24 protein-coding genes are annotated in these 20988 nt (G+C 66.5%); 10 read left to right on the top strand and 14 right to left on the bottom strand.

What is annotated here, in order from left to right:
- Positions 1–8: 8 nt before the first annotated feature.
- The 10 genes from IPG97_13475 to IPG97_13430 all read left to right on the top strand — a co-directional run bounded on the left by IPG97_13475 (position 9) and on the right by IPG97_13430 (position 5955).
- On the top strand, positions 9–962 hold the full coding sequence (locus IPG97_13475; protein MBK6857518.1) for a band 7 protein: 954 nt from the start codon (positions 9–11) through the stop codon (positions 960–962).
- A 3-nt stretch (positions 963–965) separates the two neighbouring features.
- On the top strand, positions 966–1805 hold the full coding sequence (locus tag IPG97_13470) for a PD-(D/E)XK nuclease family protein (protein MBK6857517.1): 840 nt from the start codon (positions 966–968) through the stop codon (positions 1803–1805).
- Positions 1802–2356, top strand: coding sequence for a hypothetical protein (locus tag IPG97_13465; protein ID MBK6857516.1), 555 nt, complete (start codon positions 1802–1804; stop codon positions 2354–2356). The genes IPG97_13470 and IPG97_13465 overlap by 4 nt, the downstream gene beginning before the upstream one ends.
- A complete protein-coding gene (locus IPG97_13460; protein MBK6857515.1) occupies positions 2353–3108 on the top strand; it encodes a hypothetical protein in 756 nt (251 codons plus the stop codon). The genes IPG97_13465 and IPG97_13460 overlap by 4 nt, the downstream gene beginning before the upstream one ends.
- Positions 3105–4106, top strand: coding sequence for a hypothetical protein (locus tag IPG97_13455; GenBank protein ID MBK6857514.1), 1002 nt, complete (start codon positions 3105–3107; stop codon positions 4104–4106). The genes IPG97_13460 and IPG97_13455 overlap by 4 nt, the downstream gene beginning before the upstream one ends.
- Positions 4107–4780: 674 nt before the next feature.
- Positions 4781–5089, top strand: a complete 309-nt coding sequence (locus IPG97_13450; protein MBK6857513.1) for a hypothetical protein — start codon at positions 4781–4783, stop codon at positions 5087–5089.
- A complete protein-coding gene (locus tag IPG97_13445) occupies positions 5086–5346 on the top strand; it encodes a hypothetical protein (protein MBK6857512.1) in 261 nt (86 codons plus the stop codon). The genes IPG97_13450 and IPG97_13445 overlap by 4 nt, the downstream gene beginning before the upstream one ends.
- Entirely contained in the window at positions 5343–5534 is a 192-nt protein-coding gene (locus tag IPG97_13440) for a hypothetical protein (GenBank protein MBK6857511.1), read from the top strand. The genes IPG97_13445 and IPG97_13440 overlap by 4 nt, the downstream gene beginning before the upstream one ends.
- Positions 5531–5719, top strand: coding sequence for a hypothetical protein (locus tag IPG97_13435; protein MBK6857510.1), 189 nt, complete (start codon positions 5531–5533; stop codon positions 5717–5719). The genes IPG97_13440 and IPG97_13435 overlap by 4 nt, the downstream gene beginning before the upstream one ends.
- Positions 5716–5955: a hypothetical protein gene (locus IPG97_13430; protein ID MBK6857509.1), complete on the top strand. Its 240-nt coding sequence runs from the start codon at positions 5716–5718 to the stop codon at positions 5953–5955. The genes IPG97_13435 and IPG97_13430 overlap by 4 nt, the downstream gene beginning before the upstream one ends.
- A 206-nt stretch (positions 5956–6161) precedes the next feature.
- Here the strand turns inward: IPG97_13430 and IPG97_13425 are convergent, their stop codons facing one another.
- The 14 genes from IPG97_13425 to IPG97_13360 all read right to left on the bottom strand — a co-directional run bounded on the left by IPG97_13425 (position 6162) and on the right by IPG97_13360 (position 20985).
- Positions 6162–6818, bottom strand: coding sequence for an HNH endonuclease (locus IPG97_13425; GenBank protein ID MBK6857508.1), 657 nt, complete (start codon positions 6816–6818; stop codon positions 6162–6164).
- A gap of 1605 nt (positions 6819–8423) precedes the next feature.
- Positions 8424–8876 (bottom strand): hypothetical protein, encoded by a 453-nt coding sequence (locus IPG97_13420; protein ID MBK6857507.1) that lies wholly within the window; start codon positions 8874–8876, stop codon positions 8424–8426.
- Between the two features lie 91 nt (positions 8877–8967).
- The gene (locus IPG97_13415; protein ID MBK6857506.1) at positions 8968–9339 is read right to left on the bottom strand and encodes a hypothetical protein; all 372 of its coding nucleotides are present in this window, start codon (positions 9337–9339) and stop codon (positions 8968–8970) included.
- 39 nt (positions 9340–9378) lie between these two features.
- The gene (locus IPG97_13410) at positions 9379–9651 is read right to left on the bottom strand and encodes a hypothetical protein (protein MBK6857505.1); all 273 of its coding nucleotides are present in this window, start codon (positions 9649–9651) and stop codon (positions 9379–9381) included.
- Positions 9636–9935, bottom strand: a complete 300-nt coding sequence (locus IPG97_13405; protein MBK6857504.1) for a hypothetical protein — start codon at positions 9933–9935, stop codon at positions 9636–9638. Before IPG97_13405 ends, IPG97_13410 begins: the two co-directional genes overlap by 16 nt.
- The gene (locus tag IPG97_13400) at positions 9928–10149 is read right to left on the bottom strand and encodes a hypothetical protein (GenBank protein ID MBK6857503.1); all 222 of its coding nucleotides are present in this window, start codon (positions 10147–10149) and stop codon (positions 9928–9930) included. The genes IPG97_13405 and IPG97_13400 overlap by 8 nt, the downstream gene beginning before the upstream one ends.
- A 15-nt stretch (positions 10150–10164) precedes the next feature.
- Positions 10165–13476 (bottom strand): hypothetical protein, encoded by a 3312-nt coding sequence (locus tag IPG97_13395; GenBank protein MBK6857502.1) that lies wholly within the window; start codon positions 13474–13476, stop codon positions 10165–10167.
- Position 13477: 1 nt separating this feature from the next.
- Complete coding sequence (locus IPG97_13390) at positions 13478–13906, bottom strand: hypothetical protein (protein ID MBK6857501.1); 429 nt, start codon at positions 13904–13906, stop codon at positions 13478–13480.
- A gap of 11 nt (positions 13907–13917) precedes the next feature.
- The gene (locus IPG97_13385; GenBank protein ID MBK6857500.1) at positions 13918–14316 is read right to left on the bottom strand and encodes a hypothetical protein; all 399 of its coding nucleotides are present in this window, start codon (positions 14314–14316) and stop codon (positions 13918–13920) included.
- Complete coding sequence (locus IPG97_13380) at positions 14316–14810, bottom strand: hypothetical protein (protein MBK6857499.1); 495 nt, start codon at positions 14808–14810, stop codon at positions 14316–14318. Before IPG97_13380 ends, IPG97_13385 begins: the two co-directional genes overlap by 1 nt.
- Before the next feature lie 3 nt (positions 14811–14813).
- Complete coding sequence (locus IPG97_13375; GenBank protein MBK6857498.1) at positions 14814–15146, bottom strand: WhiB family transcriptional regulator; 333 nt, start codon at positions 15144–15146, stop codon at positions 14814–14816.
- Positions 15147–15620 carry a hypothetical protein gene (locus IPG97_13370; protein MBK6857497.1) on the bottom strand — a complete coding sequence of 158 codons (474 nt, stop codon included), beginning with the start codon at positions 15618–15620 and terminating at the stop codon, positions 15147–15149.
- A complete protein-coding gene (locus IPG97_13365; protein MBK6857496.1) occupies positions 15617–17974 on the bottom strand; it encodes a hypothetical protein in 2358 nt (785 codons plus the stop codon). Before IPG97_13365 ends, IPG97_13370 begins: the two co-directional genes overlap by 4 nt.
- Positions 17935–20985, bottom strand: a complete 3051-nt coding sequence (locus IPG97_13360) for a tape measure protein (GenBank protein MBK6857495.1) — start codon at positions 20983–20985, stop codon at positions 17935–17937. The genes IPG97_13365 and IPG97_13360 overlap by 40 nt, the downstream gene beginning before the upstream one ends.
- Positions 20986–20988 lie beyond the last annotated feature (3 nt).

The raw sequence follows: 20988 nt of genomic DNA, 5'->3' as shown, positions 1-20988 counted from the left end.
GGAAGCGCATGAAGCAGAAGTTCAAGGGCCAACGGGGGTCCACGGGCCCCTTCTACCTGTTCGAGGTGCTGATCGTGATCGCCGTGATGCTCGGCCTCGGCTACACCGCCTACTGGTTCGGGTCCCGTGGCGACTCGGCTGCCAACGAGGTGTGCGTGGTCTACTCGGGTGGCACGTTCGAGGACAAGCGGTTCGTGAAGATCATGGACCCCGGCCAGACCAAGGAGAACATCGGCTGGGGGAGTGAGCAGTATTGCTACCGCAACGACCAGCGCAGCTACATCGCCGCCGCCAAGGAGGGCGCCGACACGAAGCCCGTCGAGGTCGTCGGCGGAGGGTCCGGCGACTCAGGTTCCAATGTGCGCTTGGTGGTGGACTACCAGCTCTACTTCAAGCTCAACCTGGAACCGAAGATGCTCCGCAAGTTCCACGAGAACATCGGCGTCAAGACACAGGGCTGGACCGAGGACGGCTGGAACGCGATGTTGCGCGACTACTTCGAGCCGCAGATCGAGCGTTCCCTCGAAGCGGCAGCCCTCCAGTACGGATGGGACAAGCTCTACTCCGACGAGGCCACCCGACGAGCCTTCCAGGCCGACACCGTGCAGCGGCTCAAGGGGGCCATCAAGGAGGTCGTCGGTGACGACTACTTCTGCGGACCCGACTATGTGGCAGGCGGCGAGTGCGGAGACTTCACCTTCACGGTCGGCAAGCCGCAGTTGGCGAACCAGGACCTCATCGCCGCCATCGAGTCCGAGGAGACCGCCAAGCGTCAGACCCAGGCCCAGTCCGAGAAGAACGCGACCGCCCAGTCCAAGTTGGAGATCGACCGGGAGCTGATCGAGATGTACGGCCCGCAGGGTGCGCTCATCGCTAAGGCCATCGAGTCGGGCAAGGTCACCTTCTACGTCCTCCCCGACGGGTCCACCGTCCCGGTGCCCGCCCCGGCCCCGAAGGAGTAGAGGTTGTCTCCGGTCACCCATCTGTCCCCGTCAGGCCTCGCCACTTGGCGGCAATGCCCCCTCAAGTGGTGGCATAAGTACGTCGATGGGTGGCCGGAGTACCCGCCGTCCGAGGAGATGCTGCGGGGGACGATCGTTCACGCCGCGGTGGAGGCCCTGTTCCCCGTCGGTCCTGTCCGTCCGCCGACCGTGGCCGACATGGACTACCACTTGTCCGTCGCCTACGACAAGGCCGACAAGACCCCGATCACATCCGACCCCTCCGAGTTCTACGAGACCTGCCGGGCTTCCCTCCACTCGGCCGTGGAGCGCCTCTCCAGGCTCGATGAGGTGCTGCTGGTGGAGGAAGAGCTTCGGGCATGGGACGGCTGGGGCTTGGAGTTCTACGGGTTCGTGGACATGGTGGCCCGCAAGGGTCGCCTCGTGTTCGTGATCGACCTCAAGACGGGCTCGCCTCCGAAGCCCCACACCCCGTGGTACGAGGACCAGATCATGGAGAAGCTGATCCAGCCGGCCCTCTACTTCGCGGTGCTGGCCGAGCAGGGCTGGGATGTCCACGCCTACGGCCTGCTGTTCGCTCCGCACGATGCCCCGTCGCAGTTGCTCCTAGGCCCCCCGAACCCCCACGGCGAGTCCGAGGTGGCCGCTGCCTCGTGGGGCGACGCCGTGAGTGCGATCCTGCACCAGCGCCGCTCTGAGGTGGTGCCCGAGGCGCAGCCCAGCGCGCTGTGCGGGTGGTGTCCCTACGTGGACCGCTGCCCATCGGGCGAGGCGACGGTGCGCGAGCGGTGGCGGTTGAACAAGAGCGTCGGGCCAGCACGGGAACTGCTGGGGTTGTCGTGATCCGCGTCAACATCGCCAAGCCCTGGTGCGACGCGCTGCGCCGGGATGGCACGTTGCCGGTGGAGTGGCTCGCCGTCCTGTCCAGGCCGGTCGCCGTGTCGGCCGTCGGGACCACGGCCATGAACACCCTCGAAGCCAGCCCGGAGATGTGGGACGCCCTCCTAGCGTGGGGCTACCGTCACAGCACCGTCCCGCTCGGCGCCTCCAAGGAGGGCGAGGTGTTCGCCGCCCGGGTGGGCAAGCTGGTGGCGAAGGTGGAGGACGTGCTGAACCGCATGGCGAGGCACCCCGGCTACCAGGGCAGGGCGGTGCGTGCCCATTCCGCTGTGGTGCTGCCTGCCTACCGCTGCAAGCATCCCCGTGCCCGTTGGTGGCCGACCCCCCGCATGGCCGTGCAGAACGCCGAGGGTGACTCGCTGGAGTTGGAGTTGGGGTGGTTGGTGCCGGAGCAGAAGATGGTCCGCGGTTCATTGGTGACGAAGTGGGTGTTTGACTCCAACCACCCGTCGCATTACAGTGAGGCCACCCCTACGAAGGAGAAGAACCGATGAGCGAGACCGTGATCCATGTTGGAGGCGACGACATGGCGTCGATGCTGGAAGGGCATTGGCGGCAGGGCTCCTACAGCGACGGACTGTCGATGTGTCTGCACGGTGCGATCCGCAGGTGCTGCCCGGTGCCGGGCGACGCCCACCTGATCGAACGGGTCGAGGCCCGTCTGGGCCGCTGGTCCACGGGCTGGAACGACGACGACGACCGCACGGAGGCGGAGGTGGTGGCGTTGGCCCGGCAGGGCTGGGACATCACCGACGCTGACTTGGAGGCGACGTTCGGGCCGCAGTGGCGTGCGGTCGTCTCGTTGGTGCGGCGTGCTGCGGTCCTCACCGCCGACGAGGCAGAGCGGCTGCGAGATGCCATGGATGCGGCCGGGGATGCGGCCCGGGATGCGGCCAGGGATACGGCCCGGGCTGCGGTCTGGGCTGCGGCCAGGGGTGCGGCCTGGGATGCGGCCTGGGCTGCGGCCTGGGCTGCGGCCTGGGATGCGGCCTGGGCTGCGGCCGGGGCTGCGGCCAGGGATGCGGCCTGGGATGCGGCCTGGGATGCGGCCTGGGATGCGGCCTGGGATGCGGCCAGGGATGCGGCCTGGGATGCGGCCTGGGATGCGGCCAGGGCGGTCGTGACGTGGGACCTCGCCACCGACGACGGCCCCTACACGCCCACCATGCGAGACCGGCTGATCGGCCAGTGGGTCGAGGTGTGCGGACTGCCCGAGGGGCTGATCGGACGAGAGGACGAACGATGAGCGAGGAACGTGATGGGTGGCGTGAGTGCGCCGATCCGGTGGAGCTGGCCGCAGCGGTCGCAGCCGGAGTCGAGGTGCAGCGGAACTGGGGCTACGACTGGCAACCGGGCACCAATAACGAGACGGCCGAGCAGTTCGCCGGGTGCACGAAGGCCAACTGCCGCTACCGCGTCCCCGCGTCGTGGTCGTGGTCCCCGGAGCCTCCCGCCCCGGATGACCTGGTGTCCCGTGCCCGTCGGCACGCGGAGACGCACCCGGAGTCCCGGGAACTGATCGAGGAGCTGCTGGAGGAGCTGCTGGAGGCGGTCGTCCGGTGGGCGTGCTTCGCCGCCCCGCCCCCCGTCCCGTCGTGGCCGGATGGCGTCCTGCGAGACGCCGCCAACCGGCTGCGCTGGATAGCCAACTCCGGCTACATCGAGGACCCGGGAATCAAGCGAATCATCCGCAGTTGGGCCGACGAACTGGACGCCACCCCCGTCCCGCCGTGGCCGGGTGCGGTGCTGTCCGGACTGGTCGATGAGGACGGGGTGCCGACGTGGCTCGCCCAGGCCGGGCAGGTGCGGGGCGAGCAGGTGCGGCGCCGCTCGGATCTCGTGTGGGTGAACAACGACCAGATGGTCGCCTTCTCCGACACCGTGTGGGTGGAGGTGCGTGATCCCCGGGCCGTGCCCGAACCGGAGACGGAGCGGGTGCCGTGGTGGGAAGCGAGGACCGCCTCGGCCTGGCTGGCGACCCGTTCGTGGAGGTCGGCTCCGACGATGAGGGGCCGTGGGTGCGGGTGGTCGAGGGTGGCACGAAGCTGCACTCACCCGTCGACCCCGATGGCACCGTCGAGGTGCTGCGACAGGACGGCGACCGATGACCGACCTGATCCTCGGCCCGGTGATCGCCGCGGTAGATGCCGTTGGGCGTGGGGCGTGGGATTGGTGGATCGTGGCCGGGCTGGTGGTGGCGGTGCTGGTGGCCCAGGTCGTGGAGGAGACAGCGATGAGCGATGAACGTCCGGGGTGGCATCGTCACCCGAATGGGGGCGGATGGGTGGAGGACACGGCGTCAGTCGATGAGACGGCTTACGTCGGACCCGACGCTCGGGTGTTCGAGACCGCTCGGGTGTCCGGGTCCGCTTGGGTGTACGGGACCGCTCGGGTGTGCGGGGCTGCTGAGGTGTCCGGGACCGCTCGGGTGTCCGGGACCGCTGAGGTGTCCGGGGCCGCTGAGGTGTCCGGGAACGCTGAGGTGTTCGGGGCCGCTCGGGTGTCCGAGACCGCTCGGGTGTCCGGGGACGCTGAGGTGTACGGGAACGCTCGGGTGTCCGGGACCGCTGAGGTGTCCGGGGACGCTGAGGTGTCCGGGAACGCTGAGGTGTTCGGGGCCGCTCAGGTGTCCGCTCCCCGCCATGTCCTGACCGTCGGCCCGATCGGGTCCGAGGACCAGACCCTGACCCTGTTCCGCGCTGAGACGGGGTACTGGGTGAGTGTCGGGTGCTGGCGCCCGGACGGGGCAACCCTCGATGACCTGACCGCTGAGGTGCAGCGTCGAGCACCGGACCATGCGGATGAGTACGAGGCCGCGATGGCGTTGTGTCGTGTGCGGATCGAAGAGTGGGAGGTGCAGCGGTGAGCACCAATCAGACATGCAGCAGCAACAACAACAAACAACAAGGAGAAGGCAAGTGAGCAACGTAACGATTGATGGTGTCGAGTACGCACCGGTGCGCCCTGTGGGTGGTGAGGTGCGGATCGTGATCGGCCAGCGTGGATGGGTATGGGTCGGGTACTACCGGCACGAGAACGACGTGGTCACTCTGACTGGTGCCCGCAACATCCGCCAGTGGGGCACGTCCGTCGGGTTGGGTGAGCTTGTGGCTGGGCCGTTGGGTGGGACTGTCCTCGACCCTGCTGGGGTTGTGGAGATCCATGAGTTGGCCGTGGTGGCGACGATCCACGCTGATGCTGAGGCGTGGGCGGAGCATCTCGGATGACGGGGCGGGGTGTGCTGTCCGTCGTGGAGGACGCCGGTCCTCGCGGCTACGGCTACGGCAACGGCTACGGCTACGGCGACGGCGACGGCGACGGCAACGGCAACGGCTACGGCTACGGCTACGGCTACGGCTACGGCAACGGCTACGGCTACGGCTACGGCAACGGCAACGGCTACGGCGACGGCAACGGCAACGGCGACGGCGACGGCTACGGCTACGGCTACGGCAACGGCAACGGCAACGGCGGCCGAGCATGACCACCCATGAGTGCCCGAAGTGTGGTCCGGTCCCTGACGTGGAGCTGTACGGCATCGAGTACCCCGAGGTCTACGACGGGGTGCTGTTCTGGGCGCACGGCAAGTGCGGTACGGCGTGGCCCCGCAATGCGGACTGGGAAGCGTCGGTGGCTGCTGCCAGGGCGCACAACGAGAGGGGTGAGGGGTGAGTAGGTCGAGTGTTGTTCCGTGGTGGGGGCGTCTGCTGCCCTACGTATGCATCGGTGTCGCTGCCACGTGCTTCTCGTGGGCGCTCGACATCGAGGGGTGGCGGTTGACCGCGGTCCTCGCCGGGTGCGGCCTGCTCCAGCTCGGTCACGACATCGTGGCCGTCAACGAGAGGGCCGACCGATGAAGCGCTCGACAAAGCGCCGCATCTCCACGGTGGTCGGCGTCACCCTCGGGGCCGTGACCCTCACCGGCCCACTGGCGGGGTCGATCCTCGCCGACTGGCAGTGCCGCCGGGGCCTCTGCGGCCACGGTTGGCACCTGCCGAAGGTCGAGGGGAACGCCGAGGTGCACATGTCGCCGGACGAGGCCCGTGCCTTGGCTGCCGCCCTGGTCCACTACGCCAACGAGACCACGCCGTGACCCGCCAGGTGGTGTGTCTTGCCGTGCTCGCGGTTCAGGCGTTGGCGAAGTAGGGGTTCGCTGAGGTCAGGTAGTCCACCACGTTCTCGGTGGACATCTCACCATCCCACTCGATCGAGGCAGGCTGGAGCTGTGTGAGTTCATCGAAGGCACCTGAGGCCGCGTCACAGTTGTGGACCAAGATCCCGTTGGCGAAGAACGTCCCGTCACTTGTCCGCAAGTTGAACACGGGTGCCGAACCCCTGTCGGCGTGCGTGTTCTCGATGCCACTCACGACCCTCATCCGAGCGGTGCCATGCGGCAGCGAGATGGCGGATGGATTCGAGGTGAGCACGCTGGGCGTCCGAACACTTGCCCTGGAGGTGGTGGGAGGCATGTTCTCCTCCATCCATGAGGGCAAGGTTGTCGATGTCGTTGTTGAGTGGGTTCTCGTCAACGTGGTGGACAACGGCTCCGTCCGGGATGGGGCCGTTGTGGAACTTCCAGACCTCGCGGTGGAGTGACTCAACACCCCGAGCGATGTCCTGTCCCCCGGGGGAGTAGTAGCGCCGGTGGTTGGGTTTGTCTGCGTCCGGGTACCTGCGGAAGCGGACGCCGTTGAATACGACTTCATCGACACGCACCGACCCGTGCTCTGTCCCTCGGTACTCGGTATCTCCATACCTGCGCCAGAGGGCGTAGTGCCTGTTGCACAAGTCGCGCACGATCTTCCCGCCACCGCCGCACACTCGGCACGTCTTGTCGAGTCGGGGGGCTTCGACGGCGAGAGGGTCGCCGCGTCCCCACCATGACCTGTAGTGGCGACGGCACCATCCCCTCGCCGTGACCGGGGAACCGCATCCCTCGATTGAACAGCACGCCATTGCAGCATCGTATCATCTTGACGCAGGTCGGAAAGGCCCACCCAGCCGCGTCCGGTCCAAACGGGATGAGTCGGCGTTCCGGTGAGCGGACCCATCTGGACAGTGGGGGCAGACGGTGAAGTCATCCCCGCCCACTCCACATCCACCCAACCAGTTGCCCCGAGCACGCTGTCCCCCACGCGCACGGCATCGAGCCGCTTCGGCCCGGCCGCGGTTTGCACGAGCGTGTCACCCACTAAGCACTGGTCATCGTGCCGGCCGCGGGGGAACGTGCGATGTTCCTCGATGAAGTCCTTCTCCCATCCGATGGAGTTGACGAGGTAGATGTTCCCGTCCTGCTGCTGGGCGGCGTATGGCATGGCCCGCTGCTCCTTGGTGCCTTCCGGCTTGGCCCCGATGAGGTTGTAGCCGACGAGCATCCTGCGGTAGTCAGCGATGACGGCCTTGCCCGCACCGGCTCGCTCCTGCTCGATGCGGATGGTTACCCCCTTGCCGTCCGCCCTGGCAGTAGCCAAGACCTGCTTCTTCACCTCGTTGCCGTCCATGCGGAACCGCTGCACGTCGAGCACGAAGAAGCGGTCCTCGGTGTCGCGTCCCATGAGCACGCCCACGGTCCAGTCGCCACCGCCCTTGGTTGCGGCGAGGTCCCAGCACCGGACTTTGGTGAGCCCTTCGGGTGCGGATGGTCGGCGCATCCAGTTGTCCACCTTGAACATCCCGCCCTCGCGAGGGGAGGGGTTCTGCTGGAACCGGGACTCCCACACCATCGGGTCTACGGACGCCTTGATCTGGAGTAGGTCGTCCACCGGCCAGACCTCGGGCCACAGTGCCTCCCCGTCCTTGCGGCCGAGCATGTCGGTCCAGGCGCCGGGGTCCTCGTCCTTCGGACACTCCGCTATGGCGGGGAGGTGGATGGTCTCCCAGCGATCACCGTCGGGGTTCTCGCGCATCTGCTCCTCGATGCGCCCGGCTGGGTCGTCCACGCGCCAGCGCGACATCACCATCACGACGGTGGAACCGGGCATCATGCGGGGGCGGAGGCCCTCTTGGTACCACTCCCATGCCTTCCGCATCTCGGCAGGGGAGTCGGCTGCCTGCTGGTCCAAGAGGTCGTCCAGCACGGCGAGGTCGATGCCCTGGCCCTCGATGGCAGCCCCGCGACCGAGGGCGATGACGCCACCCTTGCGACCGTCGATGTTCCACAGCGTCTTGGACGACGAGGACTCGGACACCCGCAACCCGAACAGGTCTGGACCGACGACCTTGAACAGATCACGGGTGGCCTCACCCCATTGCTTGGCGAAGTCGCCGGAATGAGTGATGATCGCCACCCGCTTGTCGGGGTACATGCCGAGGAACCAGACCACGAGGTAGAGGGTGGTCAGCATCGACTTGCCGTGGCGGACGCTGACCTCCAGGTTCACGAACCGGCGCTTGGGGTCGGTGACGGCCTCAGTGAGCACCTTGTTGATGAACAGGTGGTGGTGGTAGGGCTTCCACTTCGCGATGGAGTCATCGGGGAGATCCCGGGTCGCATAGACGGCGAGGTGGGCGGGGGTGGCCTTCTTGCGCCACTCGTCCAGGGTGGCCTCGAAGGCTTCGTTGTCAGCCATCCTCGGTGGCCGTCACTTCGATCATCGGCAGGTCGTTCACGACGGAGAGCATCTTGTCGCGGTAGTCGGGGTCACCGAGGAGTTCGCGGAGCTGGTCGGTGGTGGCGACGGCGACCTGAATGGGTCCTCCACCGGGGCCGACATGTTGGTTGACGACGAGCTTCTTCTGCCCGAAGTCCTGGGCCTGACGGGACTCCAGCCAGCGGAACATGCCCGGGACGTTCTCCTCGCGGATCAGCACTTCGCGGAGGGTGAGCTGGATCTCCCCGTCGCCGTAGTTGATGGCGTCGGTGACCTCCTGGGCGAAGGTCGGATCTTCCTTCATGTGGCGCTTGACGGTGGCGACGGAGAAGCCGGCCTTCTCCGCGGCGATGGTGAGGTTGCCACCGAGGCGAACCTGCTGGATCACTCGGAGGCGTGCTTCGGAGTCGAAGGCGCGTGGCATACAACAAGCCTAGACGCGAAGAACCCCACCGGAGGATGGGGCCGGTGGGGTTCTTCTGTCCCGAGGGGGCGGGAACTAGGCGTTGGTCAGCCTACGCTGCACCGTGCCAGGAGTCAACGAGGTCGCGGCCAGAGCGGGCGAGGGAGCGCAGGAGGTCGGCCTTGGTCTGGAGGGACCGGACGAGTGACTTCTGCACGTCGTAGGCGACCTCGGTGGTGTCGCGCTCCCACATCTCGCCTGATGTCTGCTGGACGACCCACGCCTCGCGGAGCTTGTCGGTCTTGAGGTCGGGGTTGGCCTTGGCCTCCATCCACGCCTTGGCCTGAGCGACCCGGTAGGTGTGGTTGGCCTTGGCGGCGGAGGAACCGAAGGAAGCGAGGCCGTCGATGGCGGACTCCAGTGCCTCGATGCAGTCACGCATCTCGACTTCGACTTCCAGCGGGGAGAAGGGGGTGGTCGCCATGATGCGCTCCTTGGGGTAGGGGTTGATGGAGCTAGTGTATTACGAGTAGGGCTTGGTTGCAAGCCACTGGCCCACGAAGTAGGCGGCGACTCCACCCCACCAGACCGCACCCCACGACAGGGCGGGCAGCCCGTTGAAGGCGACGAGACCAGCGGCGATCCACGCACTCAGGCACCACGGGCAGCCGAGGACGTAGAACCACAGGCCGCGCTCGGTGAGCCAGGAGCGGGGACGGTCCAAGATCACCGAGTCCACCACGAGGTAGGTGATCTGAGCGGTGAGGAACACGCAGAGGATCAGCGTCGTGAGCATGGGATACAGCCCCCTTTGACGGCGACGCCAGAGACCACGACCGGGTTGCCCTCGGCGTCTGTGCCGGACCACCGGATGGCGGTGCCGTTGCGCTGCATCACACCCTCGTAGGTGAGGGTGTAGACGACGCCCCAGGTGCGGTTCGGGTTCTTCGTCTTGACCTTGATGACCTTGGCGTGGGTGTCCTCGTGGATGATGGTGGCCGAGAACGCGAGGGCGTGGTCGGAGAGGTCTGTGTCGGGAGTCCCCAGGTACACGTCGTAGCCGGTGTGGGACCTACCCATCGGAGGCTTCCTCCGACCCTCGTGGGTCGTCCACCCAGTCGCCGTAGCGGAGTGGTTCAGCGGAGAGAGCGTCCTTGAGGTTGTCGAGGCGGGTTGCATAGCCAACGCGGACGAGCGTCTCTGCGTAGCCACGCCGCACGTTCTTCACCTCGCCGGGCTTCATGCCGCCGACGTTTACCCTTGCCTTGATACGGATGGTGTCTGGCTTTCCCATGATTCACCTTTCTCGCTACCGTCCGCTTACGGTGACCTCAAGGGACTCGGCGTGGACGCCTGGTGCCCAGGGTTGGCTTACGGAACCTGCCCCGTCACCCTTGCGGTACGCGTAGAGCGTGCGCCCGGATGGCGACGTGTGGAAGTCTATGCGGTCCTCGGCCAGCATGTTCAGCACGTCCCAGTAGGTCTGGCCGGTCTTGGTGACGACGGTGTTGTCATCGTCGGGCCAAGCCGCGCCGTTGCTATCGGCCTCGTCGGTGAAGCTGCACGTCCACTGCCCAGCGGGTGCGCCACGGGCGGACGCTTCTCGGACCAGACGGCGCAGCACGTAGCCGGTGGAACCTCTGAGGCTGTGCTCCGGGTACGGGAGACACTTCCACCCGCCCCGGCTGTTCATCGCCGGTGCGTCGAGCCCGGAGCCGTTGCCGGTTGCCAGCAGCCCGGAGCCATCCGTCGAGTGCTTCATGCACGAGAACATCACCCCGGCCGGGCCACCCTCGTTGTAGGCAGCGATCGCGACGAGATGGAAGTCCCAGTCGAAGTCCACGTCGAAGCGCACGGTCTGGCCGGGCGTGGTCACCTCGGCCACCAGCGCCCCATCAACCCAGCACTTCGCGTAATCCCAGGCGTTGAGGAAGATCGCATGGCGTCCGGGCCAAGTCCCGAACGGAACCTGAAAGTAGACCCAGCCCTGCGGTTGCGCTGTCCAGTCGGGGGTGATGTCCCACATCCACCTAGCGGTGCTGTCGGGCCAATCTGACGGTATAGGCAGCACCTCGTCGGGGGTGCCCCAGCGGGCCGGGTCGTTGCCGAACGACGGCACGATCCCCGCAACGGACTGGTCGTCGAGAAGCCCGTTCATCGGCCAACCCCACTCCCGATCGTCTTGAGGTGGTGCACCGAGGCGGATCGGCTCGAAAGCCCCGAAGTCGGGCCACACCACGGTCTCGGTCCAGTCGATCGACAGCAGGTCAACACACTCGGCGGTGACGAGCTGGCCGGACTCCTCGCCTGGGTCCACTTGGACAGTCGTGATGCTGTCCGCATAGCCGGTGAACACGGCTGACCCACCGGACGTGAAGGTGATCTCGTCACCGAGCGCCGGGCCGGGCGGGACCACGGTGAACGACCCGGAGCCTGCGTTGTTGAGGGTTGGCTGGCATGACGCGGCGACCCTGTAGGGGTGGCCGCTCACCTGTAGGTCTGACGGGGGTGACCCGACCCCAACCCAAGGTGGGGGTAGCTGCGGGTAGCCGGGTGGGGGTGCTGGTGGGGTCGGTGGGGTCCCATTGGTCCAGATCACCCGGATGCCGCCGCGCTGCGGCACGGTCGGTGACGCACCCAGGAACACGGGCCGAGAGTCACGCACCGGATCGGGCGGGGGCTGTAGCCCGCCCTGCTGGGGGTTCTGCTGGGAGAACCCGAGTTGCACGCCGTCGAACGGCCAGAACCGGAACTCCAAGCCTCCGGTCTGGTCGATGGTGGCGGTCTGGCCGACCTCATAGGGGCCTTCCAGTGCGTCCAGCCAAGACAGGGTGCCGGTCGATTCCGTGTACCAGCCGACCTGTTCGGCGTCCATGTCGGCGTCCCGTAGGTCGTCGATCACGAGGTTGCTTGCGATGACAACGCCGTCTACCCGGATCGACGCCTCCCACGCCCAATAGTCGGGGGATGGCCCGCCGTCGTGTTGCGTGAAGGCATCCAGCTGGAACCGCACCTCGGCTGTGCCAGCCGAGAGGTCGACCGTGAACGGCGACAGGATGGACGACCAGGACACCCCGTTGAACCGCTTGACCAACTGCACGGTGTCCGCAGCGAAGTCGACCAGCACCCCGTACAGGGCTTGCGAAGCGAACTCGTAATCGGCCGCCACCAGACCGATCGTGACCTTCCCGGGACTGGCCCCCTTATTGACCTCTGCCACCACACCGCGGGCATAGGGGATGCCTTCGACAAGAGCCATGCCGCCAGTGGCCACGGCGTAGGTGCCGTCCCAGCCCGTCGTGACAGGGGCACCGGAGACCGTCGACCAGGGAAGACCACGCAGCGACGTGTTGCCGATGGCGCCATCGACCCGGTCGAACGTGTCGACCTCGACCCGGTCGAGCATGGGCGGCATGACCGCTTCGCCATGAACCAGCATCCGCCCGGCCGACAGCGCCGTGTCGTACACGGCGACCGTCCCGGCGAACTGGGTCGCGTCCGGCGACGAGAAGGTGAGCGAAGCCGCGGGAGTAATCGCCCCGGTCACCGGGGTCGATGCTCTGGCGACCCCGTCGACGTAGAGGATCAGGTCACCGCCCGCGTCCCAAGTCACCCCGACCAGGTGCACGTTCGTATCGAAGGGGCTACTCCACGACACGACATCGGAGCCAGCCGTCGCTTCGTAGTCGTTCGACCCGAACGTCCCGACGGCGGTGATGGTCACGTCACCGGACGAGAGAGTCACGTCCCCCGTGACGCCGGGTTCGGATGCTCGGAACGCAAACTCAGCAGTGAACGCCGTCGTGTCCAGAGCAACCGGCAGGTCCCACGTGCTAGCTGATGTGAGAAACCCGCCCACGGTCGACGTGGCGTCGGACGCTGTAAACCCAGGTCCAGACGTAGTGGCGTCGGCCGCCAACACCGCTGCGTCGGGGATGGTGTCGTAGTCGGAAGGGACCGCCCACACAGCTTGCGGTGAGTCGGCCAGCATCTCGTCGACGAGTGTCGAAGCGGACTCAGGGAGCGCCGGTTCCGCCCCGGACATCTGGATGCCGACCCGCCATGGCGACAGGGCGTAGTCGAAGATCGCGACCTGGGCGTAGAAGCAGTTTCCATAGTTGCCGAATCTCAGCGCACCGAACGGGTCGGCTCCAAGGCTGCCGGTGGATACCGGCCCCGGCCCGATTGGATTGGGATACCAGTTTGCCCAGTAGTAGGTGAGGTTGCCGCCCGACGACACCACGTAGAGGACGATCGGGATGTTGTAGGGGGTGTACCCCCACACCGACGTGTTGTAATACCCGTATGTGCCCCAGAGGTTGGCGTTTAAACCCCCACCCTCAAGGTGTGATACGCCGTCAAAAAGAATATGTCCACCATCGTCCCGCTGGATGATCGCCCTGAACGTCCAGTCACCGGAAGGCGTGAACCCGGTATCCCATACCACAGTGCTACGGGCACCCCTGATCCCTTGGAAACCAAAGTACCAGCCGTACTGCACGTCGAGTGGTGGAATGTACGAAAAGACCGACAGCTCGTTGGCGTTGCCGGAGACGTCGATGGCGCTGTAGGAGAACGGCCAGTAGCCCCAGGGGGTGTCGTTGAGGATCGGGTCAGTCACGTCAACTGCCTAGCTGGAAAATACGCCCCGGCGAGTTTGCAAAGCTGAATGTCATGGACCCGGACCCGTCCACCACCCGACTGATCGGCGTGGTGTCGGCGTGGGTGGTGGCAATCCAGATCAGGTCGTCGGTGGCGGCCGAGCCGACGTCTCGGGCGATCACGAACGCCCGGACCACTCCGCCCGGAGTCATGCCGGTGATCGTCGGGTCCGACGCATCGGCCCACCCGTTCCCCGCCCGGGTCGGAGACGGCAGCGCCACCATGCCGAGCACGCCCGTCAGGTCGTCACGGAACTCGTGCAGCTCGGAGTAGGTGTACGTCGAGTCGAGAGCGATGGCGAAGAAGTCGTCCCCGCCGTCGATGGCGGGCTTCCACGCGATCTCACCGCCCAGGAACTTGTCTCGGGCGAGCGGGTAAACGGTTTGCATCTCAGAGCCTCCTAAGCCCAAGTCCCATGAGGGGTGACAGTAATCGTCGGCGGCGAATCCGTGGGCCACCACACCCCGCCGTTGTGAACGACAGCGGATTGACCGCCTGCTGGCAGCACCACCGGTAGCGACAACCCGAATCCGGTAACCAACTGTTCAGCGATCTTGCGTTTCTGCCCGGCGGGCAGGATCACCTCTGCCACATAGTCGAACATGTCAGCGGGTTTCGGTTTGCACCACAACTGCACCACCAGTTCTTCCGGCAGCGTGTCTGAGGCGGAGTCACCGGGCGACCCCGACGATTCCAACGACACCTCCAACCATGCCAACACGAACGCGCGCTGAGTGACCCACAGCGGGTCCAACATCACCGTGCCTGCTTCGCCGTCCAAGCTCCGGGTAACACCCATCAGCTGCCACCGCCGCCAGACGGAGGATTGCGCCAGGTGAACGTCGGGATCGTCGTATCAATCGGCACCGCCGTCTTGATCTCCGGGTACGGGCTGGCCCACTCGGACTGCACCGGGGTCCCGGCCCGGGCGATGCGCCGCTCCATCTCATCGAGCCGTTCCCTCAGGGGGTCGCCAAGTTCCGGCGTCACCACCGTGTAGCCCTCGCTGTCGATGTTGACGGAGATGGACTGGACGGTCTCCCCGGACATCTTGTCGCCCAGCCAGAATCCAGACCCAGGTTGCTGTGAACCAGTGAATACGTGCCCAGTTACGCTCGTGGTGCCGCGGGTCCCCGCATAGGCTTCCAATAGGGATTCCCCTAGGGCGATGGCCTCGTCCCGGTTTGAGATGCCCCGCACCTCGATGTAACGCTCCCGCCCGCCGGCACGTTCAGGAACGGCCACGAACCCGTCGCTCCATCGGATCAGAACCGTATCAATGTGGCCGAACATCGCTCACGACGCTATCATCCCGCGCCTCGTGCGGCGGGGTGGGTCGGGTGGCGGGAGGTATCCGTGGGAGGAGAAGAACATTCTTTGCTCACGCGTCGTCCCCCCCCAAATCCCGTGTTCGTCAGCAGCAACCGCGTAGAGGAAACAATCTCCCCTCACGCTGCACCGCATACACACTGACCGGGCCTCCATAGCCATGACCCGGCCGTCAGCGCCACGTTCGTACTCCATGAAGAACTTGTCGCTGCGGTGTCCCTCGGTGCGACAGAGCGCGTCGTCCATGAAGGACGTGTCGAGCCCGTGGGCCGAGCGGGTGATCTGGTAGGGGGCACCCATTCAGGCAAGTCTCCCTTGGGGGAGGATCAGGTCGACGGTGAAGGTGAGGACCCCCTCCACGCCAGTCTCACCCGGCTCGATCTTCGCGACCTGGACAGTGCCGGTGATGGTGGAGCCGTGGGGCATGACGAGTGATGCCGTCGTGGTCGAGTCGGTAACCGTAGCGAGTGAACCGGCTATGGTCATCCAGTTCGTGGAGAGGCCGGCCGAGCGGGAGGCGTGCGCCACCCCAGCACTGGTGCAGTCTCCTATGACCACACATTCAAGCGTTACCCCTGTTTCGTCTATGCGCTTGGGGAACGTGATCCTCCCCGACGCTCCGGGGATGAGAAGGTTCTCGCCCCGCGTGTCCGGGCTGGGCCATAGGACGTAGTTGTTGAGCGATGCCCACGCCTTGTTGTTCATCGACAGGGAGCCGATGGTCAGGGTGCCGTGGCAGGACGAGGCGATGAGTTCCTTGGATGTCCAGGTCATCGGACCACCACCGGGAGGGTGTGTCCGCCGAGGAACCGCTTGCGCCGTTGCGCTCGGACGATTTCGTTGGCGGTCATGCGGGGCTGGCGGGCTTCGTGGATCTCGAAGTGGTTGACCTGCGACTGATCCACTGATACGGGAGCGTAGTTGGTGCCCGCCGCGTTGCCGGTGATCGGGGCGCCGAAGCCAGCGGCTTCGAAGGCCCTGGCGACCTGCGGGATGCCCATGATCTGCCGCATCCGGGCCGGGTTGGTGAGAGGGAAGATGGCCTCAGGACCACGCTCGGCCAGGGTGGAGAGGACCGGGCTGGTCTCCAGGCCACCGTTCCAGTTCTCCTTCGGCTTGGCCCCAAGGCCGACGAGGAAGGACGGGAGGATGGACGCGATGGACTCCTTGAGGTTGCCCCACAGCACCTCGAAGCCGACGGGGATGGTGGCCGGCTGCTCCAGCAGGGTCTTGTCGGCAAGCACCGAGTCGAGCACCGCCTGGTAGCCAGGCCCCTCCTCGATGTAGGTCTTGATCTGCGGCCTGGCGTTCGCCATCTCCACGATGGCGGCGAAGATGGCGTTCTTGCGGGCTTCGTAGTTCGGAGCCTCCTGGATGCCGACCCGGATCGGATCGTTGTTCACATCGGCCACGAACTCGCCCCAGGCGTCGGTGAAGTCCTTCATGCTCTTGACCTGCGGCGCGGCGGCGAGTGCCGCCTGCATGGCCCCGGCGATCTCGGGAGCGTTGCGGAGATCCTCGAAGAACTTCTTCTGCTCGGGGCTGGTGGCGCCGTCGATGAGGGTCTTGAAGAACTCATCCACGGAGGCATTGAGCTTCCCCATGTCGCCGTTGGCCTCGATGGCGAAGCGACCGATGATGTCTGCCACGTCGCCAGCGGCCCCGCGCTGGTTCTCCCGCAACCGAGCCCCGGCGAGCAGGTCGGACTCACCCTCCTGCTTCCCCTGTGCAGCGGTGAGGGCGCGCTCGGAGAGGGCGATGATGGTCTGGTCCACGGAGGACTCGCGGCCGAGCACTTGATCCAGGTAGGCGCGGAAGGCTGTGGACGCCTTGTCGATCTTCTCCTTGACCCGATCCCATGCGGCCATGAACCGCTCGACGGGGGGCAGGAGGCGCTCCTGGGCCTGGCGGAACTGCTCCTGGATGTCCACGAGGATCTTGTTCTTGGCGACGGCCAGGTCGATCTTGGGTGCGAGTTCCTTGAAGAAGTCGCCCAGCCCGGACTTGTTGGCGATGTCCTCGGATACCGACTCCTTGAACTGGGTCACCAGTTGGTCGACCTGGGCGGCGTCGACCCCGGCCTGCTTGAGCAGTGAAGCCCAAGCGGCAATGCCGATCCTGCCGTCAGTGAGGGCGGAGTTGAGATCCTTGACCCCACCCTCCACGCCGGACAAATCGGCAGCGAGGGCACCGGAGTCAGCGAGGGCGCCCAGCTCCCCCTTGTAGGTTTCGAGTCCCTTGACGTTGCCCTCCCACAAGGCGTCCCACTCGCGGCCAGCGATGGAGTCGTACAGGGCGGTGACCGCTTCCCCGCCCCCAGCGATGGCCGTGGCGACCTCATCAAAGGTGACGTTGAAGGTCTCGGTGATGAGCTTGAGCTTGCCGTCGGTGTCCTCAATCGTGGAGTTGATGACCTTCCACGACGCCGCCATCCTGCCCTGGTCGGACGCGCCGAACTCCATGAGGGCGGAACCGTAGGCTGCCCCCATCTGCGTGACGGCATCCTCAACTTCCTTGAGGGCCGCAGCCTCCTTCTGGGCCTGCTTGGCGGCGTTGCCGAAGTAGACGCCGGCGAGGGCCGTACCGGCAGCGACCACGCCGAGGATCGGGCCATCGGTGGCCCAGGCGGCAGCGATCTGGCCCACGGTGGCGAGGTAGCCGGTCACCTGGGTGGTGGTGTCCTCGGACATGGACGAGTAGTAGGCGGTGATGTCAGTCACGGCGATGCCCACAGCGGCCTGCGCTGCCCCAGCGGCGCCGCCGATGGCGTCCCAGCCCTTCCGCACCTTGGCGGCAACGGTGCGGATCTGCTCGGGCAGGCGCTCCAGCCGTCCACCGATAGCGACCAGGGCGCTGCCAACGGCCTCGCGGAACTTCTCCATGTTGGAGCCGGCCCCGCCGAAGCCGGTGACGGTGGCGGCGTTGGTGGACTTGCCCGCCTGGATGATGGCCCCGCCCGCGGACTGGAACTTGCCCTGCACCCCGGCGACCTGCGCCCCGAGTTCCTGCATCTTCCTGCCGCTGCGCTCGGTGAGGGAGGCGAGGCCGGAGGTGGCCTTGCCAGCGGCGTCGGAGATGCGGGCCACCTTCATGCCGAGGTCAGCGGCCTTGGACCCGGTGCCGTCCATCTCTCGCTTGAGCCCGGCGATCCCGATGCGGGCGTCGCGGGTGCTGTCCGCGTTGAACCCGATGGAGAACTTGCGGAACGGAGCCGCGACCTTGGCGGCGAGGGCGGCGAGCTTGCCCCGGCGAACACCACGCCCATGCCAAGCAGGATGGACCCGGCGAAGGCCGTGCCGATGTCTCCACCGAGGGCTCCGGTGAAGGCGTCTTTGAGCATCCCCCCGAGTTCGGGGGCGGCGTCTCCCATGCCTTGGATGAATCCGAGAACGAACTGCCCGGCGATGAACAGCCCGGCCGCACCAGCCGCGACGGCCGCGGTACCGAGCGCCTTGAACACCTCGTCCTGGAAGATGGTGGAGGACAGCTTGCGGCCGACCTCGTAGGGGAAGTCCACGATCCACGCGGTGAAGGACTCGGTGAACCACGTCCCGATGGCCGACGCGAGGTTGCCGAGGTTCTCGGTGGCCTTCTTCCATGCGGCGGTGATGGTGGCGGCGATCTTGGCGGCGACGGAAATGGACGCCTGCGGGTCGGCCGCGGCGTCGCCACCGCCCTCCCCTCCGAATAGGGCGCCCCACACGTCACCGACGAGCGACCCCAGCTTGCCGACCACGGCAGCGATGATGACCGCGGCATCGAAGGCCCGGTCGATGCCCTTCTGCAAGAACTCGTTGATCTGCTTGCCGAACTCGTCTGCGGTCTGATCCTTGGCGAGTGAGCGGGCCGCGCCGATGAGAGCGCCAGCGATCGCAACCCCGATGCCGAGTTGGGCGGCGCCGAGGAAGTTGCCGCCCCGGGCGAGCCCGAGCATCCGCAGGATCAGCGCACCGCCAGAGGCAACACGGGCGCCGGAGATGATGGAGTCCATGTTGTTGCCAACCCAACCGACCACCGCCTTGATGGCCTTCCCGGCAGCGGCCTTGGCGGCGTCCACGCCCTTGCCGAACTGCTCAGCGAGCGCGTCCTTGATGGGCGACAGGGCCTTCCCGGCGTCCTTGGCGATCCGGCCGAGGGCCTTGCGGAACTCCCCGAAGTCGCGAGTCTGAGCAAGTGCTCCGAGAGCATCCCAAATCCCTCGGAGGGCGTCCACGATGACCCGGGCGGCGGCACCGAGCGAGGTCTGGAACAGGACGATGTTGGAGAACTCGTCAATCACGCCGCTGATGCGGTAGCCGACCAGGAACCAGTCCTTGGTGCCGACGACGAGGGCCTTGGTGAAGTCCTGCACCGTGCGGGCGAACTTGCCCACGGTGGTGATGACCTTGACGAAGCCGGAGAAGCTGTCGATGACAGTGTTGGCCCGGTAGCCGACCAGGAACCAGTTCTTGGTGCCCTCCACGAGCGAGGCGAGCTTGGCGCGCAGGCCGTCGAAGGTGGACAGGACCCCGACGAGCGCGACGAGCGCAGCGGTGACGGGGGCGGCGGCGATGGCCGAGAGCCCGATCCCGAGCAGCTTCACGACTTGGATGGCACCCTTGGCGGCGATGATGGCGGTGAGTGCCCCGACGATGCCACCGAGGGCGTCACGGGCGACCTTCCATGCCCCTCGGCCGGAGATGAGCTGGTCCCCGAACTTACCCATCGCGAGGGCTGCGGCAGAGAAGGCGTTGCCGACCGGCATGAGGAACTTGATGACCAACTGCTCGCCCACGTCACGGAGCTGGGACATCGCCCCGCGGAGGGTCTTGGCCTGACGGGCGGACGCTCCGGCCGCACCGGGGATGCGGGTCATGGCATCGAAGATCGCATCGAGGCCCTCCTTGACCCCGATGGACCCCTCCTTCATCGCGTCCTTCATCTCCTTCACGGACATGCCGAGCGACTTGGCAACCTCATCCATCGGGAGGCCGATGTTCTCGGTGACCTGACGGAGTTCCTCCATCATAAATCCGGTGCCCTGGATCTGCGTGATGCCCAGCAGGGCGGCGTCCATCTGCGACGCGTTCTTGCCGGTGGCGGAAGCGGCGTCAGCGAGGCGGCGGAGCTTCTCGGTCAACTGTTCGGTGGCGTCGGCGTCCTCCGGGTTGACCAAGCGCGCCGCAAACATCTTCTGCGCGGCGAGGGAGACTTGGTTGAGGGTGAACGGGGTCTCCCGGGCGAACGCCTGCATGTCCTTGAGGAACTGGGTCGTGCGCGGGGCACCACCGTCCACCTCGCGGAAGATGCCCTTGAAGGCGGTTTCGATGGACTGGAACTCGCCCAGGATGTTGAAGATCTCGCGCCCGCCAAGCGCCCCGGCGAACAGGCTGGCGACCCCCATGCCGCGCCCGGTTACCGCGCCGAGCACCCCACCGGAGAGGGCCGTGTTGGCGCGCTCGGATGCGGTCGCGTTGGCCGTGGCGGCAAGCGACTGCTGCCGGGAACCGGCCTTGATCTTGGCGAGTCGTCGGTCCATCGACCCCTGCAACTCGATCTCGGCCTTGCGGTTGGCGGACTGCTCGTCAGCGATGCGGCGTTGGTGGTGGGACCGCCACGCGGTGAGGATGGCGGTCATCACCGACTGGTTCACCCGGGTGAGGTTGTTCAGCGCGGTGCGGATGTAGACGGTTCGCCGCACGGCCGACTGCTGGTCGGAGGCGATCATCGCGGCGTTGTGGCGCTTGGCGTCAGCGAGGATCTTCTGGTTGGACGTGGAGTAGAGCGAGTGGATGTCGTTCTGCTCACGGCGCAGCCTGTCCACGGCGACCTGTCCGCCCGTGGTGCCCTGACGCTGGATGGTGGAGGTCCTGATATCGGCCTGCTTGGCGGCGTTGGTGGCCCGCTGTAGGGACGCTTTCGTGATGTCCTCGATCTGCTTGACCCCAGTCGAGAAGCCCTTGGCGAACTCCTTGCCCTTTTTCTCGCCGCTGGCGCGTGCCTCCCCGCCACCGCCTCCCACCGTCTTGTTGAACGTCTGGTTAGCGCCCTTGCCAGCGGTCGTGCCGAAGGTCCGGCCGAGGTTCTCTGCGATGCGACGGGCGGTCGGTTCGTCTACGGCCAGCAGGATGCCGAGAGTGATCGCCAGATCATCGTCCACGCA

The organism is Microthrixaceae bacterium, assembly GCA_016702505.1.
Classification (GTDB): Bacteria; Actinomycetota; Acidimicrobiia; order Acidimicrobiales; family Iamiaceae; genus Aquihabitans.
The sequence above is the reverse complement of the archived record's forward strand: the minus strand, read 5'-3'. Positions and strand labels throughout refer to the sequence as shown.